General features: G+C 27.4%; 12 protein-coding genes, 2 tRNA genes and 1 pseudogene. 11 read left to right on the forward strand and 4 right to left on the reverse strand.

The features are described from left to right. The 6 genes and pseudogenes from BT997_RS15580 to BT997_RS15585 form a co-directional block, all read left to right on the forward strand. A pseudogene (locus BT997_RS15580) lies at nucleotides 1-1,458 on the forward strand (hypothetical protein); the annotation flags it as partial. After that, nucleotides 1,455-3,638, forward strand: a complete 2,184-nt coding sequence (locus BT997_RS12925) for an EAL domain-containing protein (RefSeq protein ID WP_072682363.1) — start codon at nucleotides 1,455-1,457, stop codon at nucleotides 3,636-3,638. The pseudogene BT997_RS15580 and the gene BT997_RS12925, both read left to right, overlap by 4 nt. Nucleotides 3,639-3,645: 7 nt before the next feature. Beyond that, nucleotides 3,646-4,473 carry a hypothetical protein gene (locus tag BT997_RS12930; RefSeq protein WP_072682364.1) on the forward strand — a complete coding sequence of 276 codons (828 nt, stop codon included), beginning with the start codon at nucleotides 3,646-3,648 and terminating at the stop codon, nucleotides 4,471-4,473. A gap of 11 nt (nucleotides 4,474-4,484) precedes the next feature. Continuing rightward, a complete protein-coding gene (locus tag BT997_RS12935; protein ID WP_072682365.1) occupies nucleotides 4,485-5,420 on the forward strand; it encodes an SEL1-like repeat protein in 936 nt (311 codons plus the stop codon). 52 nt (nucleotides 5,421-5,472) lie between these two features. After that, a tRNA-Glu gene (locus BT997_RS12940) sits at nucleotides 5,473-5,548 on the forward strand. Nucleotides 5,549-5,664: 116 nt separating this feature from the next. Continuing rightward, the gene (locus tag BT997_RS15585) at nucleotides 5,665-7,275 is read left to right on the forward strand and encodes an ATP-binding protein (protein WP_072682366.1); all 1,611 of its coding nucleotides are present in this window, start codon (nucleotides 5,665-5,667) and stop codon (nucleotides 7,273-7,275) included. A gap of 4 nt (nucleotides 7,276-7,279) precedes the next feature. On the opposite strand, the gene selB is transcribed toward BT997_RS15585, so the two are convergent. Then, nucleotides 7,280-9,121: a selenocysteine-specific translation elongation factor gene (gene selB, locus BT997_RS12950; RefSeq protein ID WP_072682367.1), complete on the reverse strand. Its 1,842-nt coding sequence runs from the start codon at nucleotides 9,119-9,121 to the stop codon at nucleotides 7,280-7,282. Further along, nucleotides 9,118-10,467, reverse strand: coding sequence for an L-seryl-tRNA(Sec) selenium transferase (gene selA, locus BT997_RS12955; protein ID WP_072682368.1), 1,350 nt, complete (start codon nucleotides 10,465-10,467; stop codon nucleotides 9,118-9,120). Before selA ends, selB begins: the two co-directional genes overlap by 4 nt. 58 nt (nucleotides 10,468-10,525) lie before the next feature. Here selA and BT997_RS15590 point away from each other — a divergent pair. Beyond that, a tRNA-Sec gene (locus tag BT997_RS15590) sits at nucleotides 10,526-10,624 on the forward strand. A 13-nt stretch (nucleotides 10,625-10,637) separates the two neighbouring features. Here the strand turns inward: BT997_RS15590 and selD are convergent. Then, a complete protein-coding gene (gene selD / locus BT997_RS12960; RefSeq protein ID WP_258239490.1) occupies nucleotides 10,638-11,672 on the reverse strand; it encodes a selenide, water dikinase SelD in 1,035 nt (344 codons plus the stop codon). Between the two features lie 291 nt (nucleotides 11,673-11,963). Here selD and BT997_RS12965 point away from each other — a divergent pair, with 291 nt between their 5' ends. From BT997_RS12965 to BT997_RS12975, 3 genes are read left to right on the forward strand one after another with little or no spacing between them, the layout of a single operon-like run. Further along, entirely contained in the window at nucleotides 11,964-12,806 is an 843-nt protein-coding gene (locus BT997_RS12965) for a putative selenate ABC transporter substrate-binding protein (protein ID WP_072682415.1), read from the forward strand. A gap of 20 nt (nucleotides 12,807-12,826) precedes the next feature. Next, nucleotides 12,827-13,486 (forward strand): ATP-binding cassette domain-containing protein, encoded by a 660-nt coding sequence (locus tag BT997_RS12970; protein WP_072682370.1) that lies wholly within the window; start codon nucleotides 12,827-12,829, stop codon nucleotides 13,484-13,486. Then, entirely contained in the window at nucleotides 13,473-14,957 is a 1,485-nt protein-coding gene (locus BT997_RS12975) for an ABC transporter permease (protein ID WP_072682371.1), read from the forward strand. The genes BT997_RS12970 and BT997_RS12975 overlap by 14 nt, the downstream gene beginning before the upstream one ends. Here BT997_RS12975 and BT997_RS12980 read toward each other — a convergent pair. After that, the gene (locus tag BT997_RS12980; protein WP_083568736.1) at nucleotides 14,929-16,395 is read right to left on the reverse strand and encodes a serine hydrolase; all 1,467 of its coding nucleotides are present in this window, start codon (nucleotides 16,393-16,395) and stop codon (nucleotides 14,929-14,931) included. The genes BT997_RS12975 and BT997_RS12980 overlap by 29 nt on opposite strands. Before the next feature lie 197 nt (nucleotides 16,396-16,592). Between BT997_RS12980 and aceE the strand changes: the two genes are divergently transcribed. Next, a complete protein-coding gene (aceE, locus tag BT997_RS12985) occupies nucleotides 16,593-19,259 on the forward strand; it encodes a pyruvate dehydrogenase (acetyl-transferring), homodimeric type (protein WP_072682373.1) in 2,667 nt (888 codons plus the stop codon). Nucleotide 19,260 lies beyond the last annotated feature (1 nt).

Below are 19,260 nucleotides of genomic sequence, written 5' to 3' on the forward strand. Positions count from 1 at the left end.
GCTGAAAAGTTAGCAGAAGCGAAAAGAAAAGAAGAATTAAGATTAAAAGAAGAAGCTAGAAAAGCAAAAGAGCTTGAAGAAAAAAGAATAGCTGAAGAGAAAGCGAAATTAGCAAAAGAGTTAGAATCTAAGAAAGAAGCAGAAAGAAAAGAAGAATTAAGATTAAAAGAACTTGAAGAAAAAAGAATAGCAGAAGATAAAGCAAGATTAGAAAAACAGAAAGCTGAAAAGTTAGCAGAAGCGAAAAGAAAAGAAGAATTAAGATTAAAAGAAGAAGCTAGAAAAGCAAAAGAGCTTGAAGAGAAAAGAATAGCTGAAGAGAAAAGAATAGCTGAAGAGAAAAGAATAGCTGAAGAGAAAGCGAAATTAGCAAAAGAGTTAGAAGCTAAGAAACAAGCTGAAGCGAAAAGAAAAGAAGAATTAAGATTAAAAGAAGAAGCTAGAAAAGCAAAAGAGCTTGAAGAGAAAAGAATAGCTGAAGAGAAAGCGAAATTAGCAAAAGAGTTAGAAGCTAAGAAACAAGCTGAAATGAAAAGAATAAAAGCAGAGAAACTAGCAAAAGAGAAAAAATTAGCAGAAGATAAAGCAAGATTAGAAAAACAGAAAGCTGAAAAGTTAGCAGAAGCGAAAAGAAAAGAAGAATTAAGATTAAAAGAAGAAGCTAGAAAAGCAAAAGAGCTTGAAGAAAAAAGAATAGCTGAAGAGTTAAAAGCTAAGAAACAAGCTGAAATAAAAAGAATAAAAGCTGAGAAACTAGCAAAAGAGAAAAAATTAGCAGAAGATAAAGTAAGATTAGAAAAACAGAAAGCTGAAAAGTTAGCAGAAGCGAAAAGAAAAGAAGAATTAAGATTAAAAGAAGAAGCTAGAAAAGCAAAAGAGCTTGAAGAGAAAAGAATAGCTGAAGAGAAAGCGAAATTAGCAAAAGAGTTAGAAGCTAAGAAACAAGCTGAAATGAAAAGAATAAAAGCAGAGAAACTAGCAAAAGAGAAAAAATTAGCAGAAGATAAAGCAAGATTAGAAAAACAGAAAGCTGAAAAACTAAATTTATTTAATAAATCAAAAATAGAAGAAGAAAAAATATTATCAAAAACAAACAATGTCATATTAACAAATAAACCAATTGAAGAAATTGATTTTGCAAATGGATTAAAACAGATAAAAAAAGAGCCAGAAGTTCCTTATTCAGATAGACTTAAAAACTTTAGAAATATATTTAAAAAAGCATCAAAAACTAAATATACTTTAAAACTTACAACAATTGATAGTAACAAAGTAAAATGGTATGCTCATAGATTTGGATTAGACCCAAATTATATAACTATAAAAAGAGGTTCAAAAACTGATATTTATTATGGAGTATTTGATTCTATTGCAGAAGCAACAGAAAAAACAGCTACTTTACACCCAAAAATATATGAATCTAATCCTCCTGTGAGAAAAATAGGAAGTATTAGATGAAACGAGTACTAAACAAATTTGCAGATACAAGCTCTAATAATACTACTATATTACTAATTACATTTTTTCTTATATCTGTACTTTCTTCATATATTTTCTTTCAAAGTTTTAAAGAGAATTTATTAAAAAATGCTAAACAAAACTATACTTCAAATATAAAGAGTCTAAATAATAAGTTAGATAAAGAACTTATTCTAAATAATAAGAAAGATATTCAAAAAGAGATAGATGAATTAATAAAAACAAAGCTTTTCAAAGAAATTATTTTAGAGTATGATAGATTTGTTTTTAATAAAAATAGTTTAATCTCAAACTCTACAAACTTTAATGATAAATCTTGGGATATAGCAGAAGTAATTGTTGATGCAAGATATGGTTATATTCAAAAAATTGAAAAGAGTGATTTATATGAGTTTATTCCCTCTTCAACATTTGATTTAACACAACCAATAAATATACGATATCAAGTTTATAAAAAAGATGAAATTAAAAATATAATCACTAAGTTTAATTTTTCAAATATTAGTATAAAAAACTTTAGCAATGAAAATATTGAAGTCTGGTTCAATTCTTTACAAGGTATAGATACTTCAGATAAAATTTTTGATATAAAAATTGATGAAATAACTATTGCTACTATTGTTTATAAAGTTGATAGTACTATTATTAAAGAAGAGCTACAATCATTTGTCACAAAACTAATCTTCTTTACTATGATTATGTTTTTCCCAATACTTTTCTTAATTGGTTTTTATCATAAATATATTTTTAAGAAATATGTTACTAATCCTATTGTTTATTTAAATAGTTACTTAGATAGTATTCTAGAAAATAGATTTAAAGTCCTAGATAAGAGTAATTTTGAGGGAACAAAAGAGATTAAAGAACTTACAAAAAAAGTTTCTAAAATATCATCAAAAATCGCATCTTTAAAAAATGAATTAAATATAAATAAAGAATCATTAGAGTTAAAAGTTTCAACAGATGGACTAACTGGACTACCAAACAAAGGCATTTTTGATTTTGATATAAAAAGTATGTTTGTATCTTTAGTCAAAGGTTATGTATTTATTGTAAGAATTGACCAGCTTGCACAGTTAAGTAAAAATCATGATTCTGGATATATAAATAGCTTTGTAGAGAGTTATGTAAATATCATCAAAAATATCATTTTTAAATATAGTAAAACAGATATGAAATTATATAGATTCTATGGTTCTCAGTTTGCAATCATAGGAAAGAATCTTGTTCTTGAAGATGCTATAAAAATGTGTGAAGAGATAATTGAAGAGATAAAAGATCGAATGCCTGATATATATGATACTCCAGAAGATTTAGTTCAAATTGGTGGTACTTCTTTTGATTTATATGGTAGTTTAGAAACAATTATTGCTTCAGCAAATAATGCTTATGAAAAGTCAAAAGCAAAAGGTGCAAATTCATATTATATTATAGGTGAAGAAGATATTGAGAAGAATTATTCTTTATTAGATAATAGTGTAATTGAAGTAATCGAAAAAGGTGAATTTGATATTTCATTTGTATTAGATTCTTTTTCTTTTGATAATCCTGATAAACTTGTTATGAGTGAAGTTTCTCCTTTACTATATGATCATGATAATAAAAAACTTTCTGTTGGTTCTTTTGTTTCTGTTGCTCAAAAACTAGATATTGCTGATGATTTTGATAAATTAGTTATTCAAAAAGCAATAAGCTATATTAAAGAGCATGAAATTACTCATGAAGTGGCAATTAATTTATCAATTAGTTCAATCGAGAATAAACTATTTATGAAATGGTTAGATAATATTTTAAAAGAAAATAGTGATATTTTAGAAAAAGTTGTTTTTAGTATAACTTCATACACTGCATATTTACATAAATCAGCCTTTATAGACTTTGTTAAGGATATTCATGATATTGGTGCAAAAGTGCTTTTAAAACGTTATAAGACAGATGAGTATCCATTAGATCAATTAGAGAATCTAAACTTAGATTATATTAGAATAAATAAAGATTATACTATAAACTTTACAAACGATATGGTTAAAAAACATAAAGTGAAAAATGTATTAATATTTGCAGAACTTAATAATATAAAAGTAATTACAGATAGTGTTAAGTTAGATTTAGATTATGATTTATTAGAAAGACTTGGTACTTATGCAACAAGTAGATAGGATGATTATGTTTAAATATATATTTTTAGTTGGTATTTTATTTTTTTCTGGATGTGTATCTAGTTCTGAAAACTTTGATAATAATTTAAAAAAAGAAGAAGACAACTTCACTACTAGAGAGTATAGAAATATATCAAAAGATGCAATTTTTAAAGCTGCAAAGCAAATATTTATTTTAGCAGGAAAAAAAGAGTTTAGAATAGATTCTTATCGAAATAGAGTTGATATATCAAAAACGAAAATGAGTCATTATCCATTTTTTGCTATAACAAGTGAAAATAGATGGATCTTAAATATTGAAGAAGAAAATAATGTATCAAAAGTAAAACTAGAAATATTTAAAATAACTGATTATGAAGAAGATAAACCTAAATTTTTAAACAATGCAGAACATGAGTTATTATGGAATAGAATAGATTACTTATTAGGTCTTAGTGATAGATGGATTACTTGTACTGAACACTATGCTTACTTAAATATAAACGATGGTCTGTGTGATAGTATTGATTTACCTCGACCAACAGAACAAAAAAATGCTAAAATGATAAAAGATATATTAATTTCTGATAGAGAAAAAAGTAAATCAATATTAGAAATAGAAGAAGATGTTTTAAAAGATGATATTTCTTTTTCAATTGAAGATTCAAATACTGATATACTAAATAAAGAAGATAATATAGATACCGAGTCAAATAATAATGATGAAACATTAGATAATTCATTAGACAAAGAGATACAAGAACTGGATAGAAAAGTTAATACTAATATTGATGAAACTTTAAATAAAATAGAAGAAAATATAGAAGATGAACCTGTTTTAGAACAAAATAAATAAGGAGGGTTTGGATGTTAATCAAAATATTCTTAATTCTTTTTATTTCTATATCTTCGTATGCTTTAACTTTTGATGAAGCTATTAAGAATTTAAATGCAAAAAAATATGTAATAGCTTTAGAACAATTTACTATTTTAGCTTTAGATGATGATACAAATGCTCAATATAATCTTGGACTCATGAATTACAAAGGTTTAGGAACTCCTGTAAATAAAGAATTGGCACTTTTTTGGTATGAAGAATCTGCAAGAAATGGAAATATGTATGCACAAAATAATTTAGCTCATATGTATTATAAAGGGAATTTTGTAAAAAAAGATTTGACAAAAGCTAAATCTTGGTATGAAAAATCTGCTTTACAAGGTTATTCTTTAGCTCAATTAAACCTTGGTATGATATATGAAAAAAACCCAAAGAAAGAGAGTTTAGAAAAAGCATATTATTGGTATGAAAAATCAGCTTCACAGGGTGTTATTATTGCTCAAAACAATTTAGCTTCTATGTATTATTTTGGAAAAGGTGTTAAAAAAGATATTTCAAAAGCTTTATATTGGTATAAAGTATCTGCAAATAGTAATAATAATGTAGCTCAATACAACTTAGCTGTTATGTATCTTGTTGGAGATGGAACAAAAATAGATTATGAAAAAGCAATTTTTTGGTTATCAAAATCTGCTAATTCAGGTAATAAAGAAGCACAACTAAAGCTTGCAGATATATATAGAAAAGGAAATATCACAAGTATTGATTATAAAAAGTCATTTGATTTATATATGAAAGCAGCACTTAAAGAGAGTTCAAAAGCAATGTTTTATGTAGGTTTTCACTATTTTAATGGATACGGAATTGAGAAAAATGAAGTTAAAGCAAAAGAATGGATGAAAAAAGCAGAAGCAAAAGGTCACAATAGAGCTAGTAACTTCCTTAAAATCAATAATCTAAAGTAGTTTTTTTAAGAAATAATAAATGATTTTTTGTATATAATTTCTCTCTAAAATTGACCCCGTCGTCTAGCGGCCAAGGACATCAGGATTTCCTCCTGAGGACGTAAGTTCAAATCTTACTGGGGTCGCCAACTCATTAAATATTATTTTTAAACAATACTTATACAAAAAAAATAAAAATAATTTATAACTTCAAAATACTTTTAGCTGTAATATACTTATATTATCTCATCTAGAGAGGTATTTTATGAAAAACATAAACTCTTTCTTTAACTTAGATAACTTTTTAGAACAAATGACAGACCTTGTCTTTATAAAAAATATTGAAGGTCAATACACAAACTGTAACCAATCTTTTTTAGATTTTATTCAAAGAGATAGAAAAGAAGTTATAAATAAAACAGATTTTGATTTATTTTCTAAAATCAATGCTTCCCAGTTTACAAAAATAGATAAAGAAATTTTAGAAAGCGGAGAAAGCAGGAGTTTAGATGAAGTTTTTGTTTTAGACGATGACAATAAAGCATATTTTGGAACTACTAAAAAAGTTTTATATAATAATAGTGGTGAAAAAGTTGGTCTTTTTTGTGTTGCAAGAAATATTACAAAAAGAAAAGAGTATGAAATTATTTATGAAGACAATAAACTTATTCTTGAATTTATTGCAAAAGAGAATAATTTAAAAAAAGTTCTTGATAAAATTGTATATCTATCTGAAAGTAGAAGTACAAATAGTAAGTGTTCAATATTAATGGTAGATGAAAAAGGTGAGCACTTAGTTGGAGGTTCTTCTCCAAGTTTACCTAGTTTTTATAATGAAGCTATCAATGGAATAGAAATAGGACCTACCGTAGGCTCTTGTGGTAGTGCAGCATTTAAAAAAGAGAGAGTTATAATAGATAATATCGATGAACATGAAAACTGGAAACCTTTTTTAGAACTTACTAAAAAAGTAAATTTACATGCATGTTGGTCAGAACCAATAATCTCATCAAATAATAAAGTATTAGGAACATTTGCAATTTATAATGAACATCCTAGGTCTCCAAGTGAGTTTGAATTAAAATTAATAAGTTCATTTGCACATCTAGTTTCAGTAGCAATAGAAAAAGATAAAAATTATAAACTTTTACAAGAAAAAGAAATATTAATTCTAAATCAATCTAAAATGGCATCTTTAGGAGAAATGTTAGAAAATATTGCACATCAGTGGAGACAACCTTTAAGTGTTATTTCTACTGCTGCTTCAGGAATAAAGTTACAAAAAGATATGAGTGTATTAGATGAAAACACTCTTGAGAATTCACTTGATAATATATTAAATTCAACTAAATATTTATCTACAACATTAGATAGTTTTAGAGACTATTTTAAAACTTCTAGTTCAAAAGAAAAATTTTATATAAGTAGCTGTATCGATAAATCAAAAAATGCTATACAGTCATCTTTAGATGAAAAAAATATCATAATAGTTGGTGATATTCCAAAAATTCAAATTTATCAAATTGAGAATGAATTAATTCAAGTATTACTAAATATATTTAAAAATGCATATGATGCTTTTACTAATATTAAAGAAGACAATATTATATTAATAACAATTACATATACTGATAATGAAATCACTATTTTGATAAAAGATACAGCAGGTGGTATAAAAGAGAATATTTTAACAAGAGTATTTGAACCTTACTTTACAACTAAACATAAAGCACAGGGTACAGGTATTGGCTTATATATGTGTAAAGAGATTATTGAAAAACAAATGAGTGGTTCTTTAACTGTTGATAATACAAATTTTTCTTACAACAATAGAGATTATAAAGGGGCACAGTTTACTATCAAATTGAATAGATAGTAAACTATAAAAGTTCAGATAAATAGACTCTTTTATTTCCTTCTTTTTTTATCTGAGAAAAATTATCTAAATAATCAAGATATGTTATCAGATATTTTCTACTCAATGGATATTTTTCTTTAAAGTTTGCAATATCAATATAACCTTCTTCTTTGATAATATTTTTCATAGCTTGGACTATATTACTTAAACTTTGAGCATGAATAAATAAGTTGTGCTGCAATCTTACAACAGCTTTTTTAGCACATAATGCTTTTAAAATATTATCACCCATTTTTCTATCTAAGTCTAAATCATCATAAATGTTATACGGAGCAGTAGGTGTTAAGTTCTCATTTTCTAATCTTTTTAATACTACATTTTCTAGTTTGGTTTTAAAATCTTCGATGATTATTGCATTTTTAAATAAATTACCATCTTGCACTAAAAACCCTTCTGTAATTAACTCTTCTAATACAGTGTCAATAAAACTTTCGCTTGCCCATTTCATCCTAAGTTGAATAGAAGCATTTGAAAGTAGGGCAAATTGATTTTTAGTATAAATATCTTTGATACTTTTTTTGATGATATTTTTTGTTTCTTGAGGATATAAAACAAGAGATCTTTCATCTATAAAAGTATTTTCAAGGTTTTTTGCATATTCTAATGCTTTTTCGTGACTTAATGCAAATCTTTGAGCAGAAGATACTAATCCCAATCCTTTTTTATGAGCATTTAAAAGAATTTCATATGATTTAGGAATATTCTCTTCTTTTAGACTTTCTAAGAGTTGTAGTTTTTGACTCTTTTTCATAGGATCCATAATAGGATTTAAAACTTCACCACCCGCAATTGTATCATTTCCTTGTCTTATGATGAGTTTTTCTTTGTAAATAGAAAATATTGGCTCTTTAGATTTTATCATAGCAAATCCAGATTCTAATGATTCTGTACTATTAAAAAGTAAAACTTTTCCTTCTATTTTTTTTGAACCTATAAAAATTGAGTAATTTTGATTGTGTTTAAGTTCTTTATCCTTTAAACTATTAAAAGAGATATCGATAGTATTAAAACCCCTTAAATAACCTTTTTTAGATATTACATAGCCTCTTTTAATATCATTAGTTTTTACACCACTTAGATTTATTGCTGTTCTATTTGATATATTTGAAACTTCATTATCTTGACCATGAACTTGTAGATTTTTTATTTTTGCTTCTTTTTTTATATCACAAATAAATACTTTATCATTTACTTTAATTGGACGCCCTAGAACTGTACCTGTTACAATTGTTCCTGCTCCTTGAGAAGAAAAAACTCTATCAACATAGTATCTAAAGAAGTTTTCTTCAACTTTTGTGTTTGCATTTAATGTAAATAGTTTTTCTTTTAGATTATTAATAGATTTTTCATCATAGATTGAAACAGCTGTTGAGAATAATAAATCCAAACCAAACTTTTTTACATACTGCTCTATCTCTTCTATAATTTTGGGAAGTTCATTCTCTTCTACTAAATCCTTTTTTGTTATAGTTAATATTGCATTTTTAACACCAAGAAGTGATAAAATTTGTAAGTGTTCTGTTGTTTGTGGCATTATTTTCTCAGAAGCACTAACTACAATCATAACACAGTCAAAAGAGAAAGCTCCTGCAATCATATTTTTTACTAATTTTTCATGTCCAGGAACATCAATAAAAGCTATGTTTTGATTATCTTTAGAGATATTTGAGAAACTTAAATCAATTGTAATACCTCTTTGCTTCTCTTCTGTTGTTGTATCTCCTTCAAAACCATTCAAAGCTTTTATTAGAGCTGTTTTTCCATGGTCAATATGTCCACAAGTTCCTATAATATAGTTATTCATTTATCTAATATCTCTCTTATTGAATTTTCAATTAATTTTATTTCATCTTCTTGTATAGTTCTAAAATCTAATAGAAATTGTTCATTTTCTATTCTTCCTACAATATTCTTTGCTCTTAAAAGTTTCTCAATCTTATTTGGTTTATAATTTTTAAATTTTATACTTAAAGCAACAGTAGGTATTTTTTTATTTGGAGTTGTTCCTCCTCCTATTACTGTTTGGGTATTTTTTATCTCACATTCACATATATCATCAATAGAATTTTTTAAAATTGATGCATTTTCTTTTAATTTTGAAATCTCAGTAAAAAGCATTTTTAGAGTAGGAATTTTATCAATATCTCCTAATAAAATAGATTTTACATTTTCTTCAAGTATAGCTAGAGTAATTTTGTCAACTCTTAACATTCTTAATAGTTGATTCTTTTTTAACTTTGCTATTAACTCTTTTTTACCTACAATTATTCCTGCTTGTACACTTCCTAAAAGTTTATCACCAGAAAAGCTAAGTAAACTTGGATTATATTCCATAATTTTTTTAACAGAAGGTTCTGATTCATTCAAGCCATAAGGTAAATCAATTAAATGGCCACTTCCCATATCATAGTAGTCAATTATGTTATTCTCTTTTGCAACATTTACAATATCTTCAAAATCAACTTCTGAACTAAAACCTTCTATTGAGTAGTTTGATTTATGAACTTTCATTAGCATTGAAGTTTGTTCACAAATTGCATTTTGATAGTCTCTTAAATGGGTTTTATTTGTAGTACCTATCTCTTTTAGCTTAGCACCACTGCTAGCCATAACATCAGGCACTCTAAAACTACCACCAATTTCTACAAGTTCTCCACGGCTAACTACAACTTCTTTTCTTTTTGCAAAAGTATTAAGGATCAGAAATACTGCACTTGCGTTGTTATTTACAATAAGTACATCTTCACAATTTAAAGCTTCACAAATTACTTTAGATATATGAGCGTATCTTTCTCCTCTTTTTCCTTTTTCTAAATCATATTCAAGGTTGTTATAGCTTGTTGCTACATCTTTTGCTTTTAAAAAGGCTTCTTCATTTATTAAACTTCTTCCTAAGTTTGTATGAACTATTACTCCTGTTGCATTTATAACTTTTTGCAGTGATGGTTTTGTTATATTCTGATACTCTTTTATAACTTTTTTGATTAACTCATTTTCATCAATAGAATCAACTTCATTATTTAAAATTGATTCTCTTAAATCTTGTAAAACTTTTTTTGAAATTGTAGAAACTAGAGAAAAAGAAAGTTCTTTAAATTCATTTTTTGCGACGAATTTATCGACTTTAGGAATAGATTTTAGTAAAACCATTTTTACCCTTTTAGAATTTTTTAATATTTTTATTGTAGAATAACGCTCTACAAAATTTGGGGGGTATGTGATCCTGGTGGACACCGCAGGCTTCAACCCTGATCGGCGGTTCGTGTGTACGCGCCGCGGTAGGTTCGATTCCTACACCTTCTCGCCAAATTTTGCTTAGCCTAGTATATCATTATAGGTGTAGTGCCTCTTGGAATTACTTCCCCAATAACAGTTGCATATCCATAAGTTAAATCTTCAACTCTTTTTACATATTCTTTTGCCTCTTCTGGATCCATAGCTATTAACAATCCTCCTGAAGTTTGTGCATCACAATACATTTGGTAACATTTATCTGTAGGACACATTATCGTAGTCTTATCTTCTAAATATTTCATATTTCTTTTTGTTCCACCTGGAACAACGCCTTGAGCTCCTAACTCTTCAGCCTCTTTTATAACAGGTACTATTCCACAATGAATTGCAAAAGAGTTAAAAGGACCTGTCGATTCTAAAGCATGGCCTAAAAGACCAAATCCTGTGATATCAGTACAAGCACTTACATCATAATCTTTTAGGATTTTAGATGGTAAATAGTTTAATGTCTCCATAATCTTAACTGCTTCGTTTGTTGTTGATTCACTTAGTAAATCTCTTTTTATAGCAGTTGTTAAAATACCCATACCTAACGGTTTTGTTAAAACTAATACATGTCCAATTTTAGCAGTATTATTTCTAAGTATTTTATCTGGATGTACTAGTCCTGCAACAGAAAGACCATAATACATCTCTGGGCTTTCTATTGTGTGTCCACCCATAAGAAGTCCCCCACACTCTTGAATTTTTTCATTTCCACCTCTAAGTATTTCTCTTAGAGCATCTGTTCCTTGGTTTTTATTATCAAAACCTACAATATTTAGAGCAGTTTTAACATCTGCTCCCATTGCAAAAACATCTGAAAGTGAATTTGCAGCAGCTATTTTCCCATATAAATATGGGTCATCTACTACAGGAGTTATAAAATCAAGTGTTTGCACTAATGCTTCTTCATCATTTAATTTATAAACTGAAGCATCGTCACTATTTTCAAATCCTACAAGTACTTTGTTATCGCATGGAACTAAGCTAATAATTGTTTGTTTAAGATCCCCCGGACCCATCTTAGCAGCTCAACCCGCAGCTTTAACGAACTTGGTTAATTTATATTCGTTATTCATTTTATCCTCGAATTATATTGTTATGAAATGTGTAAATAAGTAGTTAATTGTAAGTAAAACATTTATGTACACCTATTCCATAGGTTAATGTCCTTTATTCTACAATCAATTTAGTTAAAATAAAATTAGTTATAGTAAATTTTTTTTTACCTTTTAAGATAACTTTTATAGATTGTTTATTATAGTTACACTCACAAACAAGCATTAGCCTAAGGTTTAGGTTGGACATAAAATTGATTTGCATGATATTTATGACTATATATGCTTCAAAAAATAAATTTTGGAGTAGAAATGAAAAAACTTCTATTAGCACTAATATGTGCGACATCATTGTTTTCACAAACATTTACATTTACGGCAATTCCTGATCAGGATGAAACAAAATTAAAAGAGAGATTCTCTTTATTATCAACTTACCTTACAAAAGAATTAGGTGTGGATGTTAAGTTTGTTCCCGTTAAGTCTTATTCTGCATCAATTGCAGCATTTAGAAATAATCAAGTTCAATTGGCTTGGTTTGGTGGTTTATCAGGTGTAAAAGCTAGATTAATTGTACCTGGTTCTGTAGCAATTGCACAAGGTGTTGAAGATCCAAACTTTCACTCATTTTTAATTGCACATAGTTCTACTGGATTAGAAAAAAGTAAATCTATCCCTAAAGGAATTGAAGGTAAGACATTTACATTTGGTTCAAAAGGTTCAACTTCTGGAAGATTAATGCCTCAGTACTTTATTCAAAAAGAGTTTAATAAATCTCCAAATGAGATTTTCAAAAAAGTTGGATTTTCTGGAAATCACTCTAAAACAGTTGCATTAGTTCAAAGTGGTGCATATGAAGTAGGTGCTGTTAATTATAAAGTATGGAAAAAAGAGTTAAAAGCTGGTAAAATTGACCCTTCAAAAGTAAAGATCATTTATCAAACACCTGGATATCCAGATTATAACTTTACTGCAAGAGGTGATATTGATAAGCAGTTTGGAAAAGGTTTTACAGCAAAATTACAAAAAGCAATTTTAAATATTAAAGATGAAAAAATCTTAAATGCTTTCCCAAGAAGTGGATTTATTAAAGCAACAAATGAAGATTTTGCACCAGTATTAGATACTGCAAGAGAATTAGGTTTAGTTGACTAAGGACAAATAAAGGAATTATAATGGTTTTTAATTTTCAAAATGAAACAATTTCATATGATAATTTAATAGCTATTAACGCCTTAACTTTAAATATCAAAAAGGGTGAAAAGGTTGCTCTTTTAGGTAAAAGTGGAAGTGGTAAGTCAACACTACTAAAAAGAATGTATGAGTTACAAAATGAAAGTAGCTCATATATTCCTCAAGAGCTTGGACTTGTAAATAACCTTTCTGTTTTTCATAATGTATATATATCAAAGCTTGATACAAACTCATTTTTTTATAATCTTAGAAATTTACTTAAGCCAGTAAAAAAAGAAATTAGTGGTATTACAAATGTTTTAAATGATCTTTTATTAGATGATAAAATATTTATAAAATCACATAACTTATCTGGTGGACAAAAACAGCGTGTTGCAATTGCAAGAGCGCTTTATGAAGAAAAAAATATACTTTTAGCAGATGAACCAATTTCTGCACTTGATGAATTTTTATCAAAAAAAGTTGTAAATAAACTTACTACTTCTTTTGATACTGTAATCTGTACTTTACATAATGTCGATTTAGCTTTAGAAAATTTTGATAGAGTTATAGGTTTAAAAGGTGGGAAACTTTTATTAGATAAAAGATGTGAAGAAATAACTATTCAGGATAGAGAAGCCTTATATAATGCTACAAAGTAAAAGTTTAAATGTAAGCTTACTTTTTCTTGGTATTGCTTTTGTCTCTTTTTTATTTTCAGATTTTTCAATCTCTACACAAGAGCCTTTTTTAGAGTTAAAAAACTTTGCTTTTTCAATTGTAAAAATGGATGTTACAACTATTCCTTCATTGCTTCCAGCACTTTTTATGACTATTTCGATTGCCGTTGTTGCAATGTTTTTCTCTGTAATTATAGGTTTCTTTCTTGCAATATTTTTTGAAAACTTTTTTTTAAGAGTTACTCTAGCTTTTACTAGAGCTATACATGAACTGTTTTGGGCATTAATTTTTTTACAAATTTTTGGTTTAAATACCCTTACTGCTCTTTTGGCAATTATATTACCTTATAGTGCAATTTTAGCAAAAGTGTATGCTGAAATACTCCAAGAACACGATACATTTCCAAAAGAGTTAAAAGGAAAGTCCCTTATTTCGTATTACATTTACACAAAAATTCCTGATGCTTTACCTCATTTAGTAGCATATACTTTCTATAGGTTTGAATGTGCTTTAAGGTCAACTGCAATTTTAGGCTTTGTAGGTATTACTACTTTAGGTTATTATCTTTCTTCTTCATTTATGCAAGGCTATTATAATGAAGTATGGCTTTTATTAATTCTATTTTACATAGTAATTGCAACAATAAGATACTGGCTAAATAAATATAGTGTTAGTTTTGTCCTACTTGCTTCCTTTTTTTATTTAGATGATTTTGGAAATATTAGTGTTGAAAATTTTATTAGATTTGTTACAAGCGATATAGTCCCTTATCCAATAAGAGCAGATAAAGGATTGGAAGCAACTATTGAATGGTTTTCTAAAATCTTCTCAAATGAAATAGTTCCTGGGGTTTTTAATACAATCTTACTAACTCAGATTTCACTTGTATTAACGGCTTTCTTAGCTCTTTTAGCTTTTCCTCTAATTTCAAAAAAGTTTGTAACTAATAAATTTTTAAGAGGTATATCTCATGTACTATTAGTAGTTCTTAGGTCTACTCCTGAATACATATTAGCTTATTTATTTTTACAAATTTTTGGACCGTCTATGTTACCTGCAGCTTTAGCTTTAATGCTTCATAATGGCGCAATTATAAGCTTTTTAATGGGTCAACAAGTAAATGAATTAACCTTACGTTTAGATGTAACAAAAAAGAAAAACGAGTTATATTTATTTGAAGTATTACCTAGAATCTATTCTCAAGTTTTAGCTTTCTTATTTTATAGATGGGAAATAATTATGAGAGAATCAGCAATCTTAGGAATACTAGGTGTTGCTACTTTAGGATTTTTCATAGATTCTGCAATAGCTGATTTTAGACTTGATAAAATGATGTTATTATTAGTAGTAACTGCAATATTAAATATAGTAATTGATATAATTTCTAGAAAAAGTAGAAACTATCTAAAAGTAGAACAGTCTATTACTTCTTGTGGATGTGATTTGAAATAGTAACTATAAAAAAGCTGATTTTTGTAATAAAATCTAAAGTAGCTAAAACAATCGACCCTAATATTAAATATCCAATATCTGGTACAAACATTAAAAACGTACTGAAGGTTAAATCGTATATTCTAGGGAAAATAAAATATAATAGTATTATGATTATTATGTCAAAAACAAGTAATAAAATAACTTTAGATTTCGAATTATTTTTATTATTTTTAATAAAATGATTAAATAAATATAACTGAAGTATTAATAATATACTTAAAATTATATATGCAGATATTGAAATAATATCAAATTCATTACTTTTTATTTTTTTATTTTTAATTATATCTATAATTCCACCTGCTAAACCATTTAATTCTTTATTATTAAGTGTATATGATGTTGCATTTGTTAATACTATTAGTCCTAGTTTCTCTTTTGGATATATTATCATCATACTTGTATATCCTGGAGCACCACCAAGATGATTTAAATATGGTTCTTCACTTGTATCAACAAACCATCCAAAACTATAATGAATTTTATCTTTAACTATTGTAAAACTTGGTGTTTGTATTTGTTTTATAATTGAAGATGAAAATACTTGCTCTTTTTTGTATTTTCCATTATTCAATTGTGCTATTAAGTACTTACTCATATCTTTAATATCTGATATTATATATCCAGCAGGAAGTAATATTTTACTAAATGGAAAATTACTTTTAACTGCTTGCCCAAACCAAAGTCTATGACCTTGTACAATATTTGTTTTATCTATATCCTTTAATGAGGTAAAACTATTTTTCATATTTAATTTATTAAATATATTTTTTTCTATATATTGTTCATAAGTTAATTTAGATACTTTTTCTATAATTAGACCTAAAATTTGATAGTTTATATTTGAATAATGAAAAGTTGTCGATGGTTCTGATACTAAGGAAATGTCTTTTAAATCTCTAATCGTTTTTTCTAAAGCAAAATCACTACTATCCCAATTGTCAAAATTTTTTAACCCTTCAAAAGTAGAAAATCCACTTGTTTGGTTTAACAGTGTTCTTATTGTGATATTCTTTATACTTTTTGCATCTTTTATTTTAAACCAAGGGAGGTGTTTTCTGATTGAGTCATCCAAATTGATTTTTTTATCTTCTACTAATTGCATAATAGCTAAAGCAGTAAATGATTTAGTTAAAGATCCAATATAGAATAATGAGGAAGGAGAGATAGCTTTGTTTTTTGAATAGCTTTTTTTATAAATTAAATTATTATCTTTTATAATACCAATTGATATGTTTGGAATATTAGCTTCTTTTTGTATGTTTTTAACATATTTATCAATATTATTAAAAGTTTGATTTTTGATATCATGAGCACTAATTTTTGAAGAGAAAAGAATTCCTAAAAATAGGACGATTTTTATTAATATTTTATAATTTAATGTATATATTTTTATGCCTTTGAATAATTCAAAATATTATATATTAATTAATCTTAAATTACATATTAGTATTATGTAATAATAATATATTTCATTAGTAAAAAAATCAAGTACCTTAATTCATAGAATTAGTACTTTCAATTAAAAGATATAAATCAAATTTAATGTAATATTATCTTATACTATTTAAACCAATATCAAAAGGATTAAATATGCAGAATCTAGATGATACAAACCCCTTAGAAACCCAAGAATGGCTTGAAGCTTTAGATGATATTATAAAAGCTGAAGGAAGCCATAGAGCTCATTATATAATTGAAAAACTTATAGATAAAGCTAGACGAAATGGTTCTCATATTCCTCATAGTGCAAATACAGCTTATTTAAATACAATTCCTGTAAATCAAGAACCAAAGATGCCTGGAAATTTGGATATTGAAAGAAAAATACGTTCTATTATTAGATGGAATGCTGCAATGCTTATCCAAAGAGCTTCAAATAAAGACTTACAATTAGGTGGACATATTGCTTCTTTTCAATCTAGTGCTACTTTATATGATGTAGGGTTTAATCACTTTTTTAAAGGTCAAGAGGATGAATCTGGTGGTGATTTAATCTTTTACCAAGGTCATATTTCTCCGGGTATTTATGCCCGTTCTTTTGTTGAAGGAAGAATAAGTGAAGAGCAGATGAATAACTTTAGACAAGAAGCTTTTTCTGATGGTTTATCTTCATACCCTCATCCAAAACTTATGCCAACATATTGGCAGTTTCCTACAGTGTCAATGGGACTGGGGCCTGTTCAAGCTATTTATCAAGCAAGATTTTTAAAATACTTAACAAATAGAGGAATAAAAGATTGTAGTAAACAAAAAGTTTACTGCTTCTTAGGTGATGGGGAAACAGATGAACCAGAGTCTTTAGGTGCTATAGGTATGGCAGCAAGAGAAAGACTTGATAATCTAATTTTTATTATAAATTGTAACCTACAAAGACTAGATGGCCCTGTAAGAGGAAATGGAAAAATAATTCAAGAACTAGAAGGACAATTTAGAGGTGCAGGTTGGGATGTTACTAAAGTTATCTGGGGTAGAAGATGGGATCCATTATTAGCTAAAGATAAATCAGGAAAACTTTTAGAAGCTATGGAAGAGACTGTAGATGGTGAATATCAAAACTTTAGTCAAAAAGGTGGAGCATATACGAGAGAAAAGTTTTTTAATAAAAATGAAGAACTTAAGAAAATGGTAGAAAATCTAAGTGATAGTGAAATATGGAGATTAAATAGAGGTGGACATGATACTATAAAAGTTTATGCAGCATATGACCATGCTACAAAAGTAGAAGGAAGACCAGCTGTTATTTTAGCTAAGACTGTAAAAGGATATGGATTAGGCGCAGCAGGTGAGGGTAAAAACATTGCTCACAATGTTAAGAAAGTAGATATTGAATCACTTAGATTATTTAGGGATAGATTTGATATTCCTATATCTGATGATGACTTAGAAAAATATCCTTTCTATAGACCATCTGATGACTCTGAAGAGATTAAATATATAAAAAGTAGACGAGAGTCTTTAGGTGGGTTTTTACCAAAAAGAAGAGAAGTATTTACAAAACCTTTAGTAATTCCAAAACTAGAAGCATTTGAACAGGTATTAAAAGGTAGTGATGATAGGGAAGTCTCTACAACTATGATGTATCTTAGAATTTTAAATGTTTTAATAAAAGATAAAAATATTGGGAAAAGAATTGTTCCAATTGTACCTGATGAAGCTAGAACATTTGGTATGGAAGGTATGTTTAGACAAATTGGTATTTATTCATTAGTTGGTCAAAAATATATTCCTCAAGATAGAGACCAAGTAGCATATTATAAAGAAGATACAAAGGGTCAAGTATTACAAGAGGGTATAAATGAACTTGGTGCTATGGGCTCTTGGATTGCTGCTGGAACTTCATACTCTGTAAATGATTCTCCAATGATTCCTTTTTATATATATTACTCTATGTTTGGGTTCCAACGAACAGCTGATATGTGTTGGGCTGCAGGTGATGCAAATGCAAGAGGATTTTTAATAGGTGGAACATCTGGAAGAACTACTTTAAATGGAGAAGGTTTACAACATCAAGATGGGCACTCTCATATAATAGCAAATACAATACCAAATTGTGTTTCTTATGACCCTACATATGGCTATGAATTAGCAGTGATAATTCAAAATGGTATTGAAAGAATGTATGGAGAAAAACAAGAAAATATCTTTTATTATATTACAACTTTAAATGAAAACTATAAACATCATGGGATGCAAAAAGGAGTTGATGAAGGTATATTAAAAGGGATATATAAACTTGAGACCATAAAAGCAAAAGATGATTACAGTATAAAACTTCTAGGTTCTGGTTCTATATTAGAGCAAGTTAGAAAGGCTTCTAAAATATTAGAAGAAGAATATGATATATCATCAGAAGTTTATTCTGTAACTTCATATAATGAACTAGCGCGTGAAGGAAAAGAATTAAACAGACAAAATCTTTTAAATCCTAAGAAGGAAGAAAAAAGAGCTTATGTAGATGAAGTATTAGGAAGTAGTGAGGATAATATAATTATATCTACTACAGATTATATGAAATCTTATTCTGAACAAATCTCACCATATGTAAAAGGTACGTTTCACTCTTTAGGAACAGATGGATTTGGACGTTCTGATAGTAGGGAAAATTTAAGAGAGTTCTTTGAGGTAGATTCATCTTTTATTGTTTTTACAACAATATCAATACTAGTTAAAAAAGGAAAGATACCTCATGATGTTTTAGATAGTGTTATTGAAAAGTATAGTATTGATACTAGTAAAGTAAATCCTGAAAAAATATAAT

It is taken from the genome of Arcobacter sp. LA11 (genome assembly GCF_001895145.1).
Classification (GTDB): domain Bacteria; phylum Campylobacterota; class Campylobacteria; order Campylobacterales; family Arcobacteraceae; genus Halarcobacter.

What these genes read in the sequence shown, in the direction of transcription:
- BT997_RS12925 (WP_072682363.1), top strand. Translation starts at nt 1,455, where the DNA reads ATGAAACGAGTACTAAACAAATTTGCAGATACAAGCTCTAATAATACT.
- BT997_RS12930 (WP_072682364.1), top strand. Translation starts at nt 3,646, where the DNA reads ATGTTTAAATATATATTTTTAGTTGGTATTTTATTTTTTTCTGGATGT.
- BT997_RS12935 (WP_072682365.1), top strand. Translation starts at nt 4,485, where the DNA reads ATGTTAATCAAAATATTCTTAATTCTTTTTATTTCTATATCTTCGTAT.
- BT997_RS15585 (WP_072682366.1), top strand. Translation starts at nt 5,665, where the DNA reads ATGAAAAACATAAACTCTTTCTTTAACTTAGATAACTTTTTAGAACAA.
- selB (WP_072682367.1), bottom strand. Translation starts at nt 9,121, where the DNA reads ATGAATAACTATATTATAGGAACTTGTGGACATATTGACCATGGAAAA.
- selA (WP_072682368.1), bottom strand. Translation starts at nt 10,467, where the DNA reads ATGGTTTTACTAAAATCTATTCCTAAAGTCGATAAATTCGTCGCAAAA.
- BT997_RS12965 (WP_072682415.1), top strand. Translation starts at nt 11,964, where the DNA reads ATGAAAAAACTTCTATTAGCACTAATATGTGCGACATCATTGTTTTCA.
- BT997_RS12970 (WP_072682370.1), top strand. Translation starts at nt 12,827, where the DNA reads ATGGTTTTTAATTTTCAAAATGAAACAATTTCATATGATAATTTAATA.
- BT997_RS12975 (WP_072682371.1), top strand. Translation starts at nt 13,473, where the DNA reads ATGCTACAAAGTAAAAGTTTAAATGTAAGCTTACTTTTTCTTGGTATT.
- aceE (WP_072682373.1), top strand. Translation starts at nt 16,593, where the DNA reads ATGCAGAATCTAGATGATACAAACCCCTTAGAAACCCAAGAATGGCTT.